General features: G+C 64.3%; 16 protein-coding genes. 5 read left to right on the top strand and 11 right to left on the bottom strand.

Going from position 1 to position 20,297, the window contains the following annotated elements:
* The 8 genes from AB0305_RS04915 to AB0305_RS04880 all read right to left on the bottom strand — a co-directional run.
* Positions 1–902 (bottom strand): FAD-dependent oxidoreductase (locus AB0305_RS04915; RefSeq protein WP_366171941.1); only part of this gene is annotated, 902 nt, incomplete at its 3' end.
* 666 nt (positions 903–1,568) lie between these two features.
* The gene (pelG, locus tag AB0305_RS04910; RefSeq protein WP_366171939.1) at positions 1,569–2,939 is read right to left on the bottom strand and encodes an exopolysaccharide Pel transporter PelG; all 1,371 of its coding nucleotides are present in this window, start codon (positions 2,937–2,939) and stop codon (positions 1,569–1,571) included.
* Positions 2,939–4,564 (bottom strand): GT4 family glycosyltransferase PelF, encoded by a 1,626-nt coding sequence (gene pelF / locus AB0305_RS04905; protein ID WP_366171937.1) that lies wholly within the window; start codon positions 4,562–4,564, stop codon positions 2,939–2,941. The genes pelG and pelF overlap by 1 nt, the downstream gene beginning before the upstream one ends.
* A 5-nt stretch (positions 4,565–4,569) precedes the next feature.
* Positions 4,570–5,556 carry a hypothetical protein gene (locus tag AB0305_RS04900; protein ID WP_366171935.1) on the bottom strand — a complete coding sequence of 329 codons (987 nt, stop codon included), beginning with the start codon at positions 5,554–5,556 and terminating at the stop codon, positions 4,570–4,572.
* Between the two features lie 20 nt (positions 5,557–5,576).
* Positions 5,577–7,034, bottom strand: coding sequence for a PelD GGDEF domain-containing protein (locus AB0305_RS04895; protein WP_366171933.1), 1,458 nt, complete (start codon positions 7,032–7,034; stop codon positions 5,577–5,579).
* A complete protein-coding gene (locus AB0305_RS04890; RefSeq protein WP_366171931.1) occupies positions 7,034–7,630 on the bottom strand; it encodes a hypothetical protein in 597 nt (198 codons plus the stop codon). Before AB0305_RS04890 ends, AB0305_RS04895 begins: the two co-directional genes overlap by 1 nt.
* 68 nt (positions 7,631–7,698) lie before the next feature.
* Positions 7,699–11,712 (bottom strand): tetratricopeptide repeat protein, encoded by a 4,014-nt coding sequence (locus AB0305_RS04885; protein WP_366171929.1) that lies wholly within the window; start codon positions 11,710–11,712, stop codon positions 7,699–7,701.
* The gene (locus AB0305_RS04880; RefSeq protein ID WP_366171927.1) at positions 11,699–14,518 is read right to left on the bottom strand and encodes a bifunctional glycoside hydrolase 114/ polysaccharide deacetylase family protein; all 2,820 of its coding nucleotides are present in this window, start codon (positions 14,516–14,518) and stop codon (positions 11,699–11,701) included. The genes AB0305_RS04885 and AB0305_RS04880 overlap by 14 nt, the downstream gene beginning before the upstream one ends.
* Positions 14,519–15,013: 495 nt before the next feature.
* Here AB0305_RS04880 and AB0305_RS04875 point away from each other — a divergent pair, with 495 nt between their 5' ends.
* Entirely contained in the window at positions 15,014–16,330 is a 1,317-nt protein-coding gene (locus AB0305_RS04875) for a hemolysin family protein (RefSeq protein ID WP_366171925.1), read from the top strand.
* Here AB0305_RS04875 and AB0305_RS04870 read toward each other — a convergent pair.
* From AB0305_RS04870 to AB0305_RS04860, 3 genes are all read right to left on the bottom strand, one after another.
* Positions 16,270–16,755 carry a carboxymuconolactone decarboxylase family protein gene (locus AB0305_RS04870; protein WP_366171923.1) on the bottom strand — a complete coding sequence of 162 codons (486 nt, stop codon included), beginning with the start codon at positions 16,753–16,755 and terminating at the stop codon, positions 16,270–16,272. The genes AB0305_RS04875 and AB0305_RS04870 overlap by 61 nt on opposite strands.
* Positions 16,688–17,215, bottom strand: a complete 528-nt coding sequence (locus AB0305_RS04865) for a MerR family transcriptional regulator (RefSeq protein ID WP_366171921.1) — start codon at positions 17,213–17,215, stop codon at positions 16,688–16,690. Before AB0305_RS04865 ends, AB0305_RS04870 begins: the two co-directional genes overlap by 68 nt.
* A 141-nt stretch (positions 17,216–17,356) precedes the next feature.
* On the bottom strand, positions 17,357–17,575 hold the full coding sequence (locus AB0305_RS04860; protein WP_366171919.1) for a hypothetical protein: 219 nt from the start codon (positions 17,573–17,575) through the stop codon (positions 17,357–17,359).
* 327 nt (positions 17,576–17,902) lie between these two features.
* Here AB0305_RS04860 and AB0305_RS04855 point away from each other — a divergent pair, with 327 nt between their 5' ends.
* The 4 genes from AB0305_RS04855 to AB0305_RS04840 all read left to right on the top strand — a co-directional run bounded on the left by AB0305_RS04855 (position 17,903) and on the right by AB0305_RS04840 (position 20,282).
* Entirely contained in the window at positions 17,903–18,178 is a 276-nt protein-coding gene (locus AB0305_RS04855) for a hypothetical protein (RefSeq protein ID WP_366171917.1), read from the top strand.
* A 246-nt stretch (positions 18,179–18,424) separates the two neighbouring features.
* Complete coding sequence (locus AB0305_RS04850) at positions 18,425–19,207, top strand: MipA/OmpV family protein (RefSeq protein ID WP_366171915.1); 783 nt, start codon at positions 18,425–18,427, stop codon at positions 19,205–19,207.
* A 72-nt stretch (positions 19,208–19,279) separates the two neighbouring features.
* Positions 19,280–19,471: a hypothetical protein gene (locus tag AB0305_RS04845; protein ID WP_366171913.1), complete on the top strand. Its 192-nt coding sequence runs from the start codon at positions 19,280–19,282 to the stop codon at positions 19,469–19,471.
* Positions 19,472–19,712: 241 nt separating this feature from the next.
* Positions 19,713–20,282 (top strand): hypothetical protein, encoded by a 570-nt coding sequence (locus tag AB0305_RS04840; RefSeq protein ID WP_366171911.1) that lies wholly within the window; start codon positions 19,713–19,715, stop codon positions 20,280–20,282.
* Positions 20,283–20,297 lie beyond the last annotated feature (15 nt).

The following is a 20,297-nucleotide window of genomic DNA, read 5'->3' as shown; positions in this document are numbered from 1 at the left end:
CGCGCCGCATCCGTCACGCTGATCACCGGTGCAGTGTCACCCTCGCCCAGCGGCAGGCTGATGCTGTAACCCTTGAGCGGATACAGGCCGGCATCAATGCCGAGCGGGCTGAGCAGTTTTGCACTCGTCACACCCGCCGCCATCACCACCGCGTCGGCGGCAAGCTGCTCGCCGTCGGTCAGTTTGAGGCCGCGCACACGACGTCCCTGCGTCCACAGCGCATCGACACCCGTGTTGAAGCGCAGCGTCACGTTCGACATCTCACGCAGCCGGTCGAACAGGCCGATGCAGAGCTGGTGGCAATCGGCCACGTCTTCGTCTGGCGTGTAGATGGCGCCGACAATCTGGTCGCGCACGCCGGCCAGCGCGGGCTCATGGGCGATGGTTTCGTCCGCCGACAGCGCATGTTGTTCGCAGCCGAGCGTGGCTTGATAACCCACCTGCGCGCGAGCGGATTCGAGCGCCGCCGCATCGCGATGCACGACCAGCTTGCCGCGGCGGGCAAAGCTGAACGCCAGATCCGGCAATGCCTCGCGCAGCGCTTCCATGCGCATGCGGCTGTAGAACGACAGGGCGAGCAGCTCGCGCGTGGTGCGGTCGGCGCGTTCACGGTTGCATGCTGCGATAAAGCGCAGCCCCCAACGCAGCAGCGCCGGGTCCAGCGAGGGCTTGAGCCGCAGCGGCGAATCTCGGCGCAGCAGCCAGCCCGGCACATGCGAGAGCACGCCGGGGCCGGCCAGCGGCGCCACATAGCTGTAGCTCAACTGACCGCCGTTGGCGTAGCTGGTGCCCTCACCCGGGCCCGGATGGCGTTCAACCAAGGTGACCTGGTGGCCTTCCTGAGCCAGCGCATGGGCCGTGCTGATGCCGATGATGCCGGCGCCGACTACTGCGATTTGCATGAATAAGCTGCGAGGTGGGTCTGAGTTGTGGGCAGCTTACGGATGAGGAGCGCTGTTGCGCAAATGCGGAGTTGGTAGGGGGGGATGTTGTGGGGCTATGGGTTGTTGTTTGCTTGTTTGTTTGGCCTTGGTGGGCCATCCCCTGTTTCACCCCCTGCCGGGGGCGACTCACTTTCTTTGTCTTGCCAAAGAAAGTAAGCAAAGAAAGGCGCGCCCGATGCGGCGACAACCTCCTTGAATTTCTGTCGCAAGGAGGGGAAGGGAAAAACTCGCTGCGCTCAGACAGTTTCCCTTCCTTTTTCCTCCTTGCAACAGAAATTCAAGGCGCCGCATAGGGCAGGAAAGTCAAAGGCCAAACCCTCTGGGCGCTAGCCCAAACGACAAGGCCAACCTCGCGATGGGTTGGCCTTTGTCTTTTGACGTTCTGCCCTTGATGGCGCCTTGAATTTTTGTAAGCGGGCGGAAAAAAGATGGGGAACTGTTTGAGCGAAGCGAGTTTTCCCCATCTCCGCCCGGTTACGGAAATTCAAGGAGTCTTTCGCCATCTCGGGCGCGCCTTTCTTTTGCTTACTTTTCTTTGGCAAGACAAAGAAAAGTGAGTCGGCCCCGGCAGGGGACGATACCGGGGATGCACCACAAGCAAAAAATCAATCCCAGCAACAACCGCTACTGCAACATAAACGTCTCGTACTCCAACCGATCCAATTTCCGATCCAGAATCACCAGGCTCGCCATCACAACGAGCAGTAGAGACACGGCAAACCCATACCCATACCAAGCCGGCCCAAGCTGCAGGGTGATCCACGTCAGCACACCGTTCAGCACAACAAACGCCGCGGTGAGCGCCAGCACCACGCGCCGCCGGTCGAGGTAGAAGAAGATGTTCACGACGCCAAGGAACACCACCTGCAAGCTCGCAGCAATGGTGTCCACATACAGTAGCGGCAGATAGAGCTCCGAAATCTGCAACACCCGCAGCACCGAAGCGCCGACGGCAAAGAGCACAAGCGCTGCCATGGCCTGAATCTTCACGATCTCGTACAGGCCCGCGCGGATGGTCTGCACCATCGTATTGCGCATGTCTTCGATGTGCTCCAGCGATGCCCCACCCCGCACAGCATCGTAGAAAGCGTCGTAGTACTCAACGAAGTCGGTCTCGATGCGCACGAGGAACACGGCCATGCCCGGGATGATGCCGAGGTAGGCCAAGAACACGGGGATGTCATAGATGACTGACGCGTTCAGCGGGCCAATCACTTGCTGCCCTGTGCCCGGCGCATACCAGAACATGAACTTGTCGAGCCAGATGCCGAGGTTGTACAGCAGCCCGATCATCATGAGCGACGGATAGGCAAACCGCTTGTCGAACACCTCGAACGAGAGGAAACGCCGCCCGCTGAAGTTGCGGTAGATGAGCCCCGCCATGCCGATCAGCAGGCACAACTGCCCCAGCACGAAGCCCAGCAACAGCCCTTCCAGCCCCACGCGATTGAACAGCAGCGCCAGCAGCACCGTGAGCGTGTAGCCGATCAGAAACAGCCAGACGATGGCCTTGTATTGCTTCATGCCCGACAGAAAGATCACCGCGATCCAGATGTTGGCCATGACCACGAAGCCCGCCAGCATCAGCACCCGGTAGATGGCCGATTGCTGTGGAAAGGCAAACAGCACAATCACCAGCCCCAGCCCGCCTGCAATCAGCGTCATCACAAACGACACTGCGTGGTAGTTCGGCAGGACAAGATCATCGCGCTTCTCAAACAGACGATCAGACGTGAAGCGGGTGAAAGCGAGTTGCAGCGGCCCCGTCAGGATCAGACTGATCGCAATCAGGTAGGTGACAGACACCTGGAACTGCGTGATGAGCGAACCCGGAATCACGAACGGCAGGCTCAGGATACCGATCAGCAGAATCCCGACGATGGACAGAATCCACGGCCCCGAGCTGATGATGCCGGCGTAGGTATAGGCACGCAGCAGCCCGAGCAGGCTGTCGCGCTTGAGCATCTTGCGCAGTTCAAAACCAATGCCGGCCATCAGCGGGCTCCCTGTTGCGGACTGGGTGGACTGGGCTGATTCTGCTGCGCATGGTGCGGGCAGGCTGCAGCGGCAGCCTTGGCGCCGTGCTCGGTACTGAGGTCAGGCATGTTCTGCAAACGCGTGTACAGCTCGCGGTAGCTGCCGACCATCATCTCCTGCGTGTAGTAGCGCTCCACGCGGGCGATGCCGGCGGCTTGGGCTTCGTGCCAGCGCGTTTCGTCGCGCAGCAGCGTGAGCACTTCAGCCGCCAGCGCGGCCGGGTCGGCAATGCGGACCACGGCGCCGGCTGCGCCCAACGCGGCGTCGTCGCCGTCCAGGCCGAACAGGAGTTGCCGGCACGAACCCACATCGGTGGTGACCGACGGCACACCTGCCGCGAACCCTTCCAGCACCACCAGCGGCAGCGCCTCGCTGATGGAGCTCAGCACCAGCACGCCCACCTTCGGGAGGATGTCGTCGATCTTCTGGAAACCGAGGAACTTGATCCGATCACCCAGGCCTAGGCTTTCGGCCAGGCTATGGCACTCCTGCGCGTATTCCGGGTCTTCGTCTTCGGGGCCGGCGATCCAGCCTTCGGCGTCGGGCATCTCGCGCGTGATGGTCAGCATGGCGCGGATGAAGGTCTTCACATCCTTGATCGGCACGACGCGGCCGATCAGGCACATCACGCGCGGCACGCTGGCCGGGCGCTTGTCGCGCAGTGCAGCCAGACGCGGCAGGTTGATGCCGTTGGGGATATTGCGGGTCTTCTCCTCCGGCGCGCCGTCGATCACCTGACGCCGCCGGTTGCCCTCGTACAGCGCGATGATGTCTTCGGCGGCGTCATAGCAGACGCGGCCGATGGTTTCAAAAAAGCGCACCCACAGGTCGCGGAAGTAGCTGATCTGCGCGATGTCCTTCTCGAAGATGCTGCGGTTGTCGCGGATCCACTGGCTCTGGAACAAGTCGATCTTGCGTTCCTTGGTGTAAATGCCGTGCTCCGACACCAGCAGTGGCCGCCCGCGCTTGTAGCGCAGCAGCGCGCCCAGAAAGCCCGCGTAGCCGGTCGAGATGGTGTGAAACACCTTCACCGGGATCAGGTTTTCAGCAATGCGCACGAGCTGCCACAGCGGCTTGTGCATGATGCGCACGGTCCAGAAGTAGTCCGTGAACGACGGGTCGGTGCAGTAGCGCCGGTAGTAGTCCGTCATCATGTCCCACGCGCGGTGGCTGTAGAGGAACTGTTCCTCGGCCAGCGGCCCACCGTCGCGTAGGTCGGCAATCGACGCGCGGATGAGGTCGGCGGTGTCTTCCTTGTGGGCCGGGTTGCGCAGTGCATCGTGCAGCTTGCGCGAACGCTCGAAGGCGGCGGCATCCCCACCGCTGGCCTGCACCAGCGGGGGCGGCGGAAAGTCGTACAGGTAGTGGCACTCCAAGTGCACCACGTTGTCGGGGAGGGCGTAGACAGGCTTGCCGTAATCCTCACGGCGGCTGCCGATGAAGACGATGGCAAAGCGGATATCCGGAAACGCCCGGATCATCTGGTTGACCCAGCTCGATACCCCGCCGCTCACGTAAGGGAACGTCCCTTCGAGCAGCAGCGCGACGTCCGCAGATTCAGCGCGTGGAAAGTGGTCGCTCATGACACTTAGGATGTCCAGTAGCGCAGCAGCGGACGCAGCAGCGGCAGCGGCGATCGGCTGGAAAACTGCGCCAGCGCCGCACGTGCGCCGGCATAGTCCTGGCGCAGGAAGCAGGCTTCGGCCAATGGTGGCAGCAGGCGGTCACGCGGAAAGCCGAATCGCTCCGCCTCGCGCAGGTGCGCCTCGGCCACGTCGGGCTCACGGCGTGACAGCGCCAGCCGGCCGCGCATGTACCACAGCGCAGCGTTGTCGGGTTGGATGTCCAGCGCGGCACTGGCGTAGCGCTCGACCTGTTCGGCGGTATAGCGGTACACGTCGCCCTGCACGAGGTTCTGATAGATCAACTCCCAGTACAGGTCGGCCAGGCGCTTGTTGATGTCGTAGCGGGCCTCGTGCGTAACGGCTTCCTCCAGGCGCGGCAGTTCGGCCAGGATCTTCTGCATCAACACCTTCTCAGCGTTGTCGAGCATGCCGTAGGCCAGCAGGCGGATGTCGTCCACTGGATCAGCCAACAGGTCGCGCAGCACGGGGCTGGCCGTGCGCGTGGGCATGGATTGCATGGCCACCAGCGCGGTCATGCGGCTTTGCACTGGCGCACGCTCATTGCTGAGCTGCGCACGCAGTCGTGCGCCGCCACCATGCGTCACGCGCGAAATCAAATGCGCCACGAACACTGGCAAACCCACATCGGCGATGTCCTTGTCGTCTTCGGGCTTGGGGAACAGCTTCGACAACAGCAGACCGCCCAGCACCAGCACACCACCTGCAACCGGCACGAAGAAGCACAGAGCGACCAGGTAGCCATACGTCCAGACAAACGGCACGCGGTAGCGGCGCGGCAGCAGGCGCCACGCGGCCAAGCCGATCAGCGCGGCGGCGGTGCCCTGCAGCAGCAGGCACGACAGCAGCAGCGCCAAGCTGTTGCCGGCATGCAGCACCATCACCACCGCCGCAATCTGCGCCGAGATACCGCCGAGCGTGAGCTTGAACATGGTCCCGTGTTCCTCCGCCGTCAGCCGTCCAGATGGCAGCGCGCCAGGAAGCGCACCAGCGCCTCGCCCGGGTGCTCACCGGTCACGTGCAGCGTCTGCATGCTGATGTGCGCCTGCTCGAAATCCACACCGAACTGCGCGCGCAAGCTGTCTTCAATGCGCACGAGGTAGGCCGACACGGCACCCGCACCCGACAGCGGCATCAACGTGACGATGGCGCGGCGTGCCTTGCCACGCGCCTGCCAGACCACGTCCAGCGCGCGACGGCTGCGCACCACGCTCTCGAACAGCGCATCGCTGGCTTCGTCTTGATTAAAGATGAGCGCCACCACCGATGAATCGATGCCCGTATCGCGGTGCAAACGCGCCAGGCGGCCGAGGTCGAGCGCGAATTCGTACGGCGCATCGGGCACGAGGTCGAGAATCTCGGAGCTGACCGTGAGGTGACGCACGCCATCGGCGTAGTAGCCGAGCAGCACCAGCAGGAACTGCAGGTTCTCGTACGACAGCGAGAGGAACGGCATCTGCTGCACGACCAGGATGCCGATCAGCTCATCCGCCCCCGACAGCACCGGCGCGCACGCCACATAGCGCGAGCCATCTTCATGGCGCAACTCCGGCGCTTGCGGGTGGCCCAGCGTGTGGGTATCGATGCAATGGCGGATCAACGGGTCATCGGCAACGATCTCGAACGGCGCGCCCACATGGGCCACCGATTCAGTGTCGACGCGGTTACCCGTTACGCGCACCATGGCGGCCACTTCCAGTTGGCAGGCCTGCGCAGTCCATTGCAGGAACTGCACGGCGCCCGGCAGTTGCGCCACGTCGGGCTGGTTGTCACCCGACCCATGCTCGCGCGCGGCCAGCGCAATGTTGCGCAGCTGGGTGAGCGTGTCGCGCAGCGTGGTCGGCTTGGCCAGCAGGTCGTTTTCCAGGCGCTCGTGCGACAGACGCAGCAGAAAGTGGTTTTTGGTCAGTGCCGCCAGCCGGTCGTTCAGATAGCCATTGACGGTGCGCGCGCGTGAGAGCCGCGCACCCCAGATGTCGCCAAACTGCCCGCCCACCAGCACAAACATCAGACCGCCAAGGAAGTACATGCGAGGGAATCCCCCTGCAGCCTGGCCGTAGAACAACCACCACGCGGCCAGCACCACCAGCGCGGCCAATGCGCCCAGCAGCGTGCCATAGCGCAACGCCAGAATGAGCGGCACCAGCCAAACCCACGGAAACCCATAGCCCAGCAGCAATGGATTGGCAGGCGAAAACAGCCAGAGAATGCCGATGGCCATCACCGTCGCGCCCAGCGTTTCCAGCACGGCCGTCGGGCTCTGACCTGCCGATAGGGCCGGCGCCAGCAAACGCCCATACCAGGTCGACGCGCCAATCCCTTGCGCGTTGCGCCGGCGCTCAGTGCGTCGATCCTGGCCGCGCGGCTCGGCCGCCGCCGAGCGCTCTGGCTGTGCAGCGTCGGCCTTCATCAATCCCGACCCAGCGGCGAGAGCAACTGGCGCAGCAGTTTCTGCGCCACTGCCGACACAGCATCGCGGCTCCAGCCCGTGCGGCTGCCGGCAGCGCTCCAGATCACGTTGCCGCTCTGCACGTCGATCACCTGCAGCGTGATGCCGACGGCGGGTTCGCCATCCACGCCGACCTTGTAGCGCCATTCCTCCACTGCGCCGGTCAGGGCGTAGCGCGCTTTCTCGCCGCGCGCCCAGTCGAGTGCGCGGGCCACGGCTTCACGCTCGGCTGGCTCGAACAGCGATTCGCCGTTCAGGCTGGCCGGATATTGCTTGAGGTTGGTAAAACCGCGCGCCTTGAGGATGCTCGACGCGATGGCCTCCGCGCGCAGGCCAGCCTGCGGCGTTTCGGTGTAGTTGACGATGGGCAGCACCACCCACGCATCCGATGCGCTGGTGGCCGGCGCGCGGCCGCTGTCGACCACCGCACAGGCAGACAGGGCCAGCGCCATGCCGACACCGGCGGCAGCCGCCAGCCAGCGTCGCCGACCAGCCTTCATCGTGTTGAGCGAGGGTGCCATCGTGTTCTCCGTAGCTTCTTTCGTTGTGTGCTTCATATCGTGTCCTTACCCCGTGCGGTGTTCTTGTCCTGCTCCTGGCCTGCTCTTGCCCTGCGGCGGGTATGTCAGTACAGCCAGCGGTAGCGCAGGCCGATTTCGGTCATCGGCGACGTGCCAGCGCGCGTGATGGAGGCGTGCTCAAGATACAGTGCCAGATGGTCGTTGCCGAACACGCTGCCAGCCACACCCAACTGAACCTGCGTGCCCATCCCTTCGCGATTGTCGTGCAGCAGGCCGACGTCCATGAACGGACGCCACGCCCGCGTATAGCGATCCAGATAATCCATACCAAACCCGAACAGCACCCCGAACTGCGCAAACGAGCCGGGCATGAACTGGTTGATGTTCGGCGCCGCGTCGCCCGGCACCAGGCGGCCAAGCAAGGCGCTCGGGCTGCCCGACGCGTTGTAGCGCGCGTAAGTGCCCACCAGGCGGATCGTGTAGTCCGGATACTCCACGCGGAAGCGGTGGCCGATCTCGCCATCAAACACCATACCGCTGCCCAGGAACGAGCGGTCCTGCCCGTAGAAACGATCACCCTCTACCCGAGCGCGGATGTACTGGCGCTGCGTCAGGCGCCAGTTGCCGCCAATCGACACCAGATCTTTCATCCCGCCCACGCGCAGTTGCGGTGTTTCATTGGCAGGCTGGTTGCGGCCGACTGAGACTTCGGTCGCCAGTGGTCCCGTTTGACCCAGCAGGCCGTCGAGCCGGAAGGCCGTGAACGACGCCAGCCCCTCGCGCCAGCCGACCGTGCCCTTCCATTGCGTGTTCTGCGTCTGGTATTGCGAAATCCAATCGACACTGCGGTCTTGCGCGGGCACGCCGGTGAGTTGCGTGTCGTCGGTCGAGCGTTGGTTACGCTGCGTCGCGCGCACCAGCATGCTGGTGTGGTCAGTCAGGCGGATGCCGGCGGCGGCGCTGCTCTCGAAGTACGTGAGCGGCGCCTGCTTGAACCACGTTTCGCGCGGTTCCAGCGCCTGCGCATTGGTCAACAGCGTCTCTTGCACACGCTCATGAAGCTGCTCGTCATCGGGCGCGGTGGTCAGGCCCTCGAACGACAGGCGTTGCGCCTCGCCCAGCCGGTCCGTCACCACGTTGGCGTCGATGCGGTTGTAGAGCGGGAGGCGGTCTGCGGTGTCGTCCAGCAGGCGGTTGAGCGTTTGCAGATCACGCTCGGCCAGGGCGATGGAGATTTCGGCGTAGGCGGGGCGTGTCATGCGCCGTGTGTATTGCTGCAGCAGCCATGCGCGCGCAAGGTCGTTTGCTTCGCGCGACAGGGCCCAGCCGAGCGCGGCCTCCTTGGCGACGGCGGAAACGAGCTGGTCGCTCACGCGTGCTTGCTTGCGCTTGTCGGCCGGGGTCTCTGGCGGCTCGGGCGGCAGGACGTCGAGGTCGCCCAGTTCCGAGGCCGCCACGGAAGCCCGGCCGCCTTCGCGCGCCTGCTTCGTGGCGCGTCGATCGTCGCGCAACAGCTCGATCAGCAGGCGCTGGGCGAGATCCCCCGATCCAAAGGTCTGCGCCAGCGACACGCGCCGGGCGCGCAATTCGGCGCGAGCATCATCGTCCGTTGGCACGGCATCGTCATCGCCAATCGTCACGCGGGTACCTACGCGGCGGTTGTCGGGAGCGTTCTTCTGGCCTTTCTCGCCCTTTGCGTTCTGACCGTCGGCGCGCCAGAGCAGCCACCAGGCTTCGCGGCGCAGGCGCCAGGCAGCATCGGCCTGGCCGGCCATGTCGCGTGCGTCGGCATAGGCGAGCAGCCACAGCGGGTCGTTCTGCATCGACTTGCCCTGACGGCCGAGGAAGCGCAACGCGAGATTGGCATCGAACAACTGCAGGCCTGCCGCGGCATAGGCGCCCCAGTAGGCGGAGTCGTTCTCGGCCTCGCCGCGCCACAGCGCCAGGGCGCGTTTGAGGTCGTCGTTCTTGCCGGAGTCGAGCAAGCCCCACAGGTAGGCGGCCTTTACCTCGCTGCCGGCATCGGGCAGCGAAACGGCGCGGCGCAGGTCGCGCATGGCGGCAGCCCATTGGCCGCTCTGGCGGTAGTACTCGGCGCGGGCACCCAGCACGCCTGGGGATTGCTCCGCCGCACGGCGCTGCTCGGGCGTGAGCGAAGCGAGCAGCCCTTCGATACGGCGGAACGCGCGCGCACGCGTGTAGTAAGAGAGCGCCTGCTGCAGGTGGACCATCGCGCCGTCCTTGCGGAAGGCCAGCTCAGCCAGGCGCCCGGCATCGATCGGGCTGGCATCGTAGAACTCGATCATCGACGCCAGGTCGTCGGGTTCGGCGTTGCCGCCGATCAGCAACTGCCGATACGCCTCGCGCGACAGGTCATCCCGCTGATTCAGCCGTGCCAGCTGCGCGAAGGTACGCCAGTACAGATCGTCGGTCGGCGAGGCGACCTTGCTGGCAACCTGCATGGCGGTCAGCGCCTGTTCGAACTGGCCGCGCACGTACAGCATGTTGGCCAGCTTGAGCGCATAGCGCGGGTTGGGGCCGAATTCCTGTTGCAGGCGCACATAGGTGTCGTAGGCCTGGTCGTCCTTGCCGGCGCGTTCGGCCAGGATGGCGTAGCGCTCAAGGATCGGCTGGCGGTGCGGCCCGCGCGCAATGCTGTTCAGATAGGCAAGCCCTTCCACCGGCTCGCCCAGCCGCTCATACGCCGCGATGACCTGATCGAGCAGCTTCATGTCGCCGGGCTGGCGGCTGGCCTGGTAACGCAGGGCGGCCAGATAGGCGTGGTCTTCGTTCAGGGCGGGCGCCAGGCGCAGCACGTTCTGCCAGGCCGCGTCGTCGCCGGTGGACTGCGCGTACGCCAGCCAATAGTTCAGCGCCGCCATCGGCTGATGGTTCCATTCGGCCACCTGGGCGGCCCGCTCGGTCCAGATCTTCAGGTCGGGGCGTTGGCGCACGGCGGCCTCGGCCACGCGCAGGGCGTCGTTCAAGTTGCCGCTGCCCATGAACACGCGATACGCGAGGTCGTAGTCATCCGCATTGAACGGCGCAATGCCGCGCGTGCTGGGCTGCGCGCCACCGGCCTCGCCGCCCTTGTCAGCCACGTGGCGGATGCGCGCAGCGTAGCGCTGGCGGCGGGCGAGCCCTTCGGGGCCGTCCATGAACATCGTGTCGGCGGGGGACGGCAGCGGCTCCGGCCGGCCGGCAAACGCCCAATCATGGCGGACCGTGCCGCTAGCCAGGGCGACGCCATCGCCTGCCTGACGCCACGTCAGATGCAACAGGCGGCGCGCGTACTGGTCCGCTAGGTCGGGCCGGTTGCACGCCATGGCCAGACGCGTGAGAAAACGCAGCGTTTCGGTGTCGTCGATCAGCGGGCCGACACGGCGCTGGGCCTCGGTCATGGCCTCGTCGAACAGGTTGCCGCCCTGCAGCGCCTGTAGCCCGGCAATGAAGTAGCGACGCTGCTCGTCGAGCGATGTCGCAGCCGCCTGCGCGGCAAAGTTGGCCGCTGCCGCGGCACGGTATTCGCCCACGCCCAGTGCAATTTCCGCCGTGCGTGCCTGCCAGTGGGCAGCGTGGGCGACGTCCTGCTTGGCCAGGCGTTGGTAGAACTGCACGGCAATCGCACCCAGATCCAGCCCGCGTGCCTTGTTGGCCAGAATTTCCAGTTCGGCCGCCGTCCATTTGAACCCGAGCGCCTGTTTGAGCAGGCCGCGCAGGTCATCCAGCAGTGCCGCGCGTTTCGGGTCTTTTGGCTGCAGCGCGTAGGCGCGCTGTTCGCGGATGGCGATGTCGAGCAGCAGCGCCTCCCGCTCCAGCACTGCGTCGTGCAACGCGCGCATGCGGGCGACCATGGCTTCCGCTTCTTCCAACCGGCCGGTACGCACGTACTGGGCCGCCAGCACGCTCAGGAATTCGCCGTCATTCGGGCGCACGCGCAGCCACGCTTCCAGATACGCCACCGAAAGCGCATCGACCTTGCCGCCTTCCAGCAGGCGCGCTTCCAGACGCTCACGCGGAAACATCAGGGCGAGCGCCAGCCCGACCAGCGCGCCAAGCGTGCCGATCAACCAGGGCGACAGCAGCCGTTCGCGCGGGGTCAGGTCAGCAGACCACATCGATACGTTGGTAGGTCACGGTTTGGGCGGCGGCCCCGTTCAGGTCGACGCGCACGCTGTTGTCTTGGGCGCGGGCGGTTCGCGCCGGGCTGCCGTTGACCTGCACGCGGCAGGCCCCCGCATTGGCCAGGCGCACGAACGGCTTGTAATACCCGCCTGCCTCGAACGACATGCCATTGCCGCTACGCGCAAAGCTACGCACAAACGCCGCAGCTTCGGCAATGTAGGCCGGCTTGGCTGCCTCTGGCGCGGGCGTGATGCCAAAGCGGGCCGCGCCGTCGTCCAGGTGAATGTAGATGCCGCCGGCCGCCGCGCTCGTTTTCCCGTAGCCGACCACGCCTTGCGCATCGGCCAGGCGCGGCGTGCCGGACGCCATCCAGCGCAGTTCGCGCAGATCGCCGTTGCCGCGCACCACCCACGCGTTGGGATCGTCGACATCGCGAGCGACAGCCATGTCGCGGAAATCCAGCACCTTGGCCACGTATTCGGTGGAATAGATCGGCATCACCGGCTGCGACAGCGCGTAGTCGTAGACCTTCTTCAAGGCCTTGAGCGCCGCAAGCTTGGTGCCGGAATACATGTGGTAGTAGATATTGATGGGCTTGAAACGGTACGGCGTATCGGTCATCTGCAGCGTTTCGATCAGGCGCTCGAAACCGTAGTACGGCCCCGTCCAGTCATTGGTATAGACGTTTTCGTTCTGATTGGGCGCAAACACCTGGTAAGCCCCGGGGCCCTTGTCGATGCCAATGGAAGCGATGCTCGTCCACGACGGCGAGCTGCGCGTGATGGTGGTATCGCCACCGTTGATGTTGACCACGCCGGCTTGCCATGCCATGCGGACGGCCAGCTCAGGCGGCTGGCAGTCACCCGACCATTGCAGGATCTTCACGCGCTTGCCGGGCGGCGCCAGCCGCTCGTTGATGTAGTGGATGGAGCCGGCGATCTCACGGTCAAGATTGAACTTGTAGCCGGGAATGGTCAGTGTGAAAGCCGTGTCCCCGCCGCCTGCGTCCTTGCCCGGGCCTGTCGGACTCTGCACCGTGCGGCTCCAGTCGAACGGGTGCGAGTAGGTATGCGTGCCCATCTCGACGTATGGCAGTGCAAACATCTTGCGGGCAATGCCCTCGAGCCGCGGCGAGAGTTTCGGATACAGCCCTGCAGCCCCCACCTCCCCTTCAATCACGGAAAGCGTGGTCGGAATGCGGTACTTCTCCCACACCTCTTGCTGCAGCACCTCGCCCGGATATTCGGCGCCGGGGAATTCAGCGCGCGAGGCAAAGCCATCGCCATCCACATGCACGAGCATCAGGCGGCGGCCATTCTCGCTGGTCAAGTCGGGAGTGGGCATGTCGGGCAGTGCCAGCGCGCGGCGCAGAAACTCCATCGGCTGCACCACCCAGCGCGCCTGGTCGATCTTGTCCATCGCAAACACCGCATACGGATTCAGCACGTAGCCGCCCCAATCGGTGATGGCGGCGGCATCGAACTGGAAGTTGCCCGACTTCAAGCGCAGCAGCGATTGCCCATTCGCGCCGACCTGGACCGGCTGGACTTCATAGCGATCTGGCCGAGGGGCCATCTCGAAACCCATGATCTTGTCTTGCGAGACGACTTCCAGCGGCGCCGTAACACGCCCTTGCACAAACTTGAGCTTGAGCAGGTTGGCCATGCTGGCATCCGCCGGCAGCCCGAATTGGTTCATGAAGGCAATGCGCACGCCATCGTGCATGCGCTGCTTCACCCACGATGTGAGCGCCGCCACGTGGCTGACCGAACCCGAATTGACCCAGACCACCACGCCGGCATAGCGATCGGGCGGCACGTCGGCAGGCAGCGGCTTGTTGATATCGGCGTATTCCACGTCGTAGCCGAGAAAGTTCAGCGGCATGGCCACGAAGCGCACGCCCTCGCTGGTCTCGATGGCGTAGCGCAGGTCGCGCTCCTGCAGGATCAGCACCTTGCGCGGCAGCACCTCGATGCGGCCTACGCCAATGGTCGACAGCGCCGGGTCGGTCACGTACGGAATCAAGCCCTGCGCCTTGATTCGCTTGGCCGTGTCGCGCGCGCAGGCGCGGTCGGCCGGCGGGCAATAGTCGATGGCGATCACGGGCAGGTGGTATTCATCGCGGATCTTGCGCGCCTGGCCCATCAGCCAGTCGCGGTCAGCATCGCTCACCACCCTATATTGCTTCGCGCCCTGGTCCCAGCCGCGATACAGCGATTCAAACGCCACGGCGTACGCCAGATCATGCACCTGCGGCAGGATCTCGAAGCCGCGGTTGAAGACGAGCTTGGCGTCCGGGTAGCGCGCCTTGATCGCCCGGATCACGCGCACCATGCCCGCTTCCTGCGCTGCGCGCGTCGCGTCATTCTTGGCGATGAGCTGGTACGAATCGAGCGTATCGAGGAAGAACCCCCGGTAGCCACGATCCCACAGCGGCTTGATGACGTGGTCGACATAGAACGTCGGCCACTCGGGCTGCGCTTGGTCCACCACGCGTGAAGCCCATGCGTCATTGCTGCCGGAGAGCCAGGCCTTGGGCAGTTCCTTGTACCAGCGGCGCTCGGGCGTGACCTCGCCTACGCTCACATAGGCGAGCCACTGCGTGCTGGGCGTCTTGAATTGCGCGGGATTGAAATCATGGTCAGGTTCCACCACCACGGCATCAAACGCGCGCAACTGGCCCACGGGCGGTTTGTCGCCGTAGTACCACGCGATATTCGGCGCGCTGGCCGAGACCAAAGATGTAACTTCAGACGCACCGGAGCCGGTGGTAGCAGGCGCTTGCTGGGCAAGCGTCATACAAGGCATCGACACGATGGCCGCTGCAAAAAGCGCCGCCAGTCGTGTCACAAGCGGTCCCACCGCCCCTGCCATATTCCCCCGTTTCCCCCCGGTGCGCCGCTGTAAACGGCTGAGAACCCACATGACCTGCCACTCCGCTGTGCAACTTGGTGCACGATAAGGCCGCTCTGCGTCGGCGCTGAAGATGGGCGCATGAACCTGCGCTAGACCGGAACAGCTGCATTTTCTCTCAATCGCCAACCTGCAAACGCAGGCCCCGCAAGGCGATCGGGGCAGTCTGTCCGAAGCCGCAAGTATCGCCCATGGCACGGGTACACGGCAAACCACTTTTCGGTTCCCTCCCCCCACGGTAGGGCTTAAACAATTGTTTGAGATCACTCCCGCACACGGTGGTTTGACAAAGCGATCGGCGCTGCACCATGATCGTCCGAAGCCACTTTCCACGCGGCCCGGCAGTTGCCGCAGCGCAACGGCACACACCGCACCGCCATCATGTCCGCCCTGATCCTTCTCGCGCTCGTCCTGATCAGCGCCTTCTTTTCCGCTTCCGAGATCGCGCTGACGGCCTCGCGCCGCACGCGCCTTCAAACGTTGGCGGACGACGGCGACACCCGTGCCCTGCGCGTGCTGCAACTCAAGGACATGCCGGGCAACTTCTTTACCGTCGTGCAGATCGGCGTAAATGCCGTGGCCATCCTGGCCGGCATCATCGGGGACAGCCAAATCTCAGGGCCGTTGGCTGCCTGGCTGGGCGATTGGCTGCCCGCCGCCCGCGCCGAGCGCATCGGCAACATCGCCGGCTTCGTCATCGTGACGGGGTTGTTCATCCTGTTTGCCGATCTGCTGCCCAAGCGCCTCGCCGTGCTCTACCCCGAGCGTAGCGCCTTGGCCGTCATCGGCCCGATGCAGACCTGCCTGCGCGTGCTGCGGCCGGTGGTGTGGCTGTTCAATGGGGCGGCGGACATGTTCCTGAAGCTCTTTGGCGTGCCCACGCATCGCGTCGACCAGATCACCACCGAAGACATTGCCGCCATGGTGGGCGCGGGAGCGGAGGCTGGCGTGCTGCGCAAGCACGAGCTGGCCATGATCGAGAACGTGTTCGAGCTGGAATCGCGCACCGTCACCTCGGTCATGACCGTGCGCGACGAGGTGGTCTACTTCACCGTCGACGAGCCGCTGGAATCCATCAAGCTGAAGATCATCGCGCAACCGCATGCCGAATACCTCGTCTGCCGCGACGACATCGACTCGGTGCTCGGCTTCATCGCCTCGAAGGACATCCTGCAGCAGATCCTGTCAGAAGAGTCCTCCGCCGTGATCCGCAACCTCGGCAAGTACTACGACAAGAACCTGCTGATCCTGCCCGACACGCTCAACCTGTCCCAGGCGCTCGCGCGGTTTCGCGAGATGCACGAGCGCTTTGGTGCCGTGGTCAACGAATATGGGCTGGTGGTGGGCGTGGTCACGCTCGACGACCTCGTTGGCGCGGTGATGGGCGACATCCTGTACCTGGGCGAAGACGAGCAGATCGTGCGCCGCGATGATGGTTCATGCCTGATCGACGGCGTCACGCCGCTGGGCGACGTCAAGCGCGCCTTCGACCTGGACGACCTGCCCGGCGAACACCACGTTGAAACCATCGCCGGACTGGTCATCTACGCGCTCAAGCGCATTCCCAAGAAGAGCGAAAGCGTCGATATCGGGCCGTTGCATATTGAAGTGCTCGACATCGACAACCACCGCATCGATCAGTTGCTGGTGTCGCGGCGCATCGACCCGCCGGCCGGCACATCGCCCTCAGCGTCGTGAGCGGCAAACACTTCCTTGGCGGCGAACATGCCGTTAAGCGCCGCCGGAAAGCCTGCATATAGCGCCATCTGCAGGATCGTCTCCGTAATCTCCTTGCGCGAGAGGCCAACGTTGAGCCCCGCTGCAATGTGCACCTTCAGTTGCGGCGCCGCATTGCCCAGCGCGGTGAGCGCGGCAATGGTGGCAATCTCGCGCTCGCGCAGCGTCAGCCCCGGGCGACTGTAGACGTCGCCAAAACCAAATTCGACGACGTAGCGACCGAGGTCGGGCGAGATGTCGGCCAGGGCCTCGACCACGCGCTCGCCCGCCACATCATCGACCTCCTTCAGCTTTTGCCACCCCCGTGCATAACGGTCACTATTCGGGTCGTTTTGCAGGTTGGCGTGGTTTGCGGTTTGGGGTGCGGCTTGTGCGATCAGCGTCATGGGCATCCTCGTTCGGTTGGCGTTTTGGCGGGCGTTTCGATTTCGGAGATGAGGAAGCGGAGCCTTGTGCGTTTTCCGCGGCCTCGATCTGCGCCCGGATGCCGTCGTAGACGACGAGCTTCACGCGCAGCGTGGCCAGCGTTTCGGCCCGGGCGCGCAGCTCCGCTTCCAGCGCCGCGGCATGCAATTCCAGTATGCGTTGGCGCGCCAACACACTTTCCAGACTGTCGCCCTCGCGCCGCAGCGCCGCGTACTGCTGCATCTGCGCGATCGGCATGCCGGTATCGCGCAGGCGCAGCAGGAAGGCCAGCCACGTCATGTCTTCGGCACGGAAGACGCGATGGCCGTTGTCGCGCCGCTGCACGGTGTCGAGCAGGCCGATGCGCTCGTAATAGCGCAGGGTGTGCGTCGACAGGCCGGTGGCCTCTGCAACTTGGGCGATGGTCAGGAAAGTGGTCATGAACGGAGCTTAGAAGTTAGAGCGCACTCTAAGTCAAGCGACTTTAGCGTGATTCTTTCCACCCTGGAAAAAACAAAACGCCGGCCCCTTGTGAGGAGCCGGCGCCGTGGTGTGCAGAAAAATTGGCGGACTGGCGGGTAGTCAGTTGCCTACGCCATATGCGCTCTTGTCTTGCAGCTTGGGACGGTGGTCGTGCCTCTTTTTCTTCTTGCTATGCGGCGCCTTCTCGCCGGCGGCCGGAGCCGAGGCAGCCGGCGCGGGCGCTGCGGCGGGAGCTGCCGATGCGGCCGGTGCGGAAGCCTGCGCGAATGCGCCGGCGCTGAAAAGTGCGGCCACAAGGGTGGCCAAGAGTTTGTTCATCGTGTTGTCCTTATGAAGAGAAGAGACGGGATGGCGTCATGCGCGAGCACCGCATCGGCATGACCCCCCCATCACCAAGCAGTCTGATTCAGGTCCCTGCCGTTGTCCAATCTCGTCCTCACGATACGCGTGCGGTAGGCCGGCACCTTGACCTGTCTCAACCCAGCCCATTGTTACGCGCGCTTACATCGTCAGCAGAACGCTTACAAACAGCGGTGCACGCGCTTGCGATGTGGGGCGTTTTAGGAGGCATGGATCGCAATATGGGACGAGATCCATGTATCTGGAGTCCCAATATCCCGCTTGAATCTGATGAAGGAGTCTCACATGAAAGTCGCTCAATCCCTGGCCGCTCTGATCGTTGCTGGTGCTTTCGCAGCCCCCGTGTTCGCCGCTGGCACCGCCTCCGCACCGGCTGCTGCACCGGCTCCGGCCGCTGCTGCCGCGACGATGGCGACCACCGATGCCGCTTCCGCCCCGAAGGCTGAAGCCAAGCACGAGAAGAAGCACGCGCAGAAGAAGGCCCACAAGGCCGCTGCCAAGTCGGAAGCCAAGACCGACGCTGCTCCGGCTGCCAAGGCCGCTGAGCCTGCCAAGCAATAAGGCAGTCGCGCCATGAAGAACGCCGGGAGTTTCCCGGCGTTTTTTTATGCCGCCTCGCACCGCGTCAATGCAGATGCGGTAGACGTTTCGTCCTTTCAATCGGCACCGCTTGCGCAATACCGACGACATCCGGGTCACGATCATCGGCCGCCGTCAGGAGCCACGGTTTCCCGCACTGCGCCCCGTCGGCCTGTTCCCATAGAATGGCGTGCTTGCCGCATTCCCGGCCCTCACCCACACACGTCCATGTCCGTTTCGCGCGCCTTGCCCCGCCTCGTGCTTGCCTGCCTGCTGTCCATCGTGGCCACTTGTGCCGCCGCCAACGAGGCGAGCGAGACCAGCGACTGGAGCATCGCCGTCGGCCCATCCATCTACGTGGCACCGAAGTACCCTGGCGCGAAATCGAGCTTCGTGTTCCCGTGGATTGATCAGGAGATCGAATACAAGCACCGCGTCTTCTCCAAGGGCATGGACTTCGCAGGTGTGTACCTCGCCAATGACGACACCTGGCAGGTGGGCGGCAATTTCCAGTTCGACCCGACCTGGCGCCACGCACACGATGATGCGCGCCTCAATGGTCTGGGTAACGTCAACGCCACGGTGCGTGCCAAGGCGTTCGCGCAATACACGGTGTCGTTCCTGACGCTGTCCACCGATGCGGAACAGGACATCCTCGGCAATCGCCAAGGGCTGATCGTCAATGCTGATGCCTATGCCAGCGCACCACTCGGCCGCTGGCTGTTCAGCCTGGGCACCGGTGTGTCGTGGACGAATGGCCAGTACATGCGCACGTTCTTTGGCGTGGACGATGGACAAAGCGCGCGCTCGGGTCTGCCGGTGTTCGCCACGCATGCCGGTCTGCGCGACATCCACGTCAACGCCATCGTCACGTGCAAGCTGGATGACCGCTGGACGGCCAACGGCTCCGTCACCGTCGCACGCCTGCGCGACGATGCGGCTGACAGCCCGATCACGCAGCGCCGCCAGCAGACTACCGCCATGGCGTCGCTCACGTACCGCTTCCGCTAAGGCCACGGCATCGGTCTGTGCTTCGACGCCATCCTGACCGGTGAACTGGCGCAGCCGTTCAGGCCCGACCCAATGGTCGATGCGCTCGCCATCCGTTCGCTGGGGGTAGCACCCGACGAAATCATGATGGTGGCATCGCACAAGTACGCTCTGGTGGCAACCTGGGCGCTGGCGTTCCGAACGGCTTCATCGCGCGGCCGCTGGAATTTGGTGCAGGAGCGTCGATCGATACCACGCCGGATCGGACTTTTGACTGCAACGTGACGAGCCTGGAACCGTTCGCGCACCAGCTTGGCGCGTAGGCACGGCGCGCAATCGGTTGCGGCCTGCGCGAGTCCGATTTGCCTTGGCAGGCACTTGCGCACGGAGCAAACAGTCATCAAACCAGAACTTCTGGCGGTGTGCATCTCACCCAAACGGAGCATGCTCCTTTTTCGCAACAGCGCCTGCGGCACGCGTGCGCAAGCGGTCTAGTTTTTTTGCTAGTCTGTTTGGCAAGCAAAGATTGGTTCTGATCGAAGCGCGCTCAACGCGTGATGTCTGCGGCAAACCCGTGGCGCACGCGCAGGGCAAACAGGAGGGCCTTACCATGTTGCGGTGGATTGCAAACTGGGCATTGAACCAAGCTCCCTCTCCCGAAAAGCAGGCCGAGCGCGCACTGGGGGAGTTGCGCATGGAGCTGTATCAGGCCGAACAGCGCGTGCTCGACGCGCAGATGCATGCGGACTACTACCGCGCGCGTATCACCTTCCTGGAAGACGTCATCCGCAAGGGCGTCGAACGCGTCTCCGATCAGCGCAGAGGCAAGCAGGAAAGCACGCACGCGCTCCGCGCGGGGCTCAAGTTCACCGCCGAGCTGTGGCGGGAATCCCAATCCCATCTGCAAACGCCATCGCGTGATGCGCAGTTGCTGCGGCGGCGCACGGCGATGTCGTTCATGGAACAGCACGACGCTGCGGCGGACGGGCATCGCGAGCCCAAGCTCCATCTTTCCGAGATGCCCGCAGGCTCGCACTTTGAGGGCAACGTCAACCCGCTGCCGCAGGCGAAGCACGTGGCGCCGGAAAAGCTCTAGCCCCCAAAGCCTGCT

The sequence above is a fragment of the Arthrobacter sp. NPDC080086 genome (assembly GCF_040702285.1).
This window is presented reverse-complemented; position numbering and strand designations above follow the sequence as displayed.

Bases quoted from the DNA above. Each gene is read 5' to 3' on its own strand.
- pelG (WP_366171939.1), bottom strand. From the start codon at position 2,939: ATGGCCGGCATTGGTTTTGAACTGCGCAAGATGCTCAAGCGCGACAGC.
- pelF (WP_366171937.1), bottom strand. From the start codon at position 4,564: ATGAGCGACCACTTTCCACGCGCTGAATCTGCGGACGTCGCGCTGCTG.
- AB0305_RS04900 (WP_366171935.1), bottom strand. From the start codon at position 5,556: ATGTTCAAGCTCACGCTCGGCGGTATCTCGGCGCAGATTGCGGCGGTG.
- AB0305_RS04895 (WP_366171933.1), bottom strand. From the start codon at position 7,034: ATGAAGGCCGACGCTGCACAGCCAGAGCGCTCGGCGGCGGCCGAGCCG.
- AB0305_RS04890 (WP_366171931.1), bottom strand. From the start codon at position 7,630: ATGAAGCACACAACGAAAGAAGCTACGGAGAACACGATGGCACCCTCG.
- AB0305_RS04885 (WP_366171929.1), bottom strand. From the start codon at position 11,712: ATGTGGTCTGCTGACCTGACCCCGCGCGAACGGCTGCTGTCGCCCTGG.
- AB0305_RS04880 (WP_366171927.1), bottom strand. From the start codon at position 14,518: ATGACGCTTGCCCAGCAAGCGCCTGCTACCACCGGCTCCGGTGCGTCT.
- AB0305_RS04875 (WP_366171925.1), top strand. From the start codon at position 15,014: ATGTCCGCCCTGATCCTTCTCGCGCTCGTCCTGATCAGCGCCTTCTTT.
- AB0305_RS04870 (WP_366171923.1), bottom strand. From the start codon at position 16,755: ATGACGCTGATCGCACAAGCCGCACCCCAAACCGCAAACCACGCCAAC.
- AB0305_RS04865 (WP_366171921.1), bottom strand. From the start codon at position 17,215: ATGACCACTTTCCTGACCATCGCCCAAGTTGCAGAGGCCACCGGCCTG.
- AB0305_RS04860 (WP_366171919.1), bottom strand. From the start codon at position 17,575: ATGAACAAACTCTTGGCCACCCTTGTGGCCGCACTTTTCAGCGCCGGC.
- AB0305_RS04855 (WP_366171917.1), top strand. From the start codon at position 17,903: ATGAAAGTCGCTCAATCCCTGGCCGCTCTGATCGTTGCTGGTGCTTTC.
- AB0305_RS04850 (WP_366171915.1), top strand. From the start codon at position 18,425: ATGTCCGTTTCGCGCGCCTTGCCCCGCCTCGTGCTTGCCTGCCTGCTG.
- AB0305_RS04845 (WP_366171913.1), top strand. From the start codon at position 19,280: ATGGTCGATGCGCTCGCCATCCGTTCGCTGGGGGTAGCACCCGACGAA.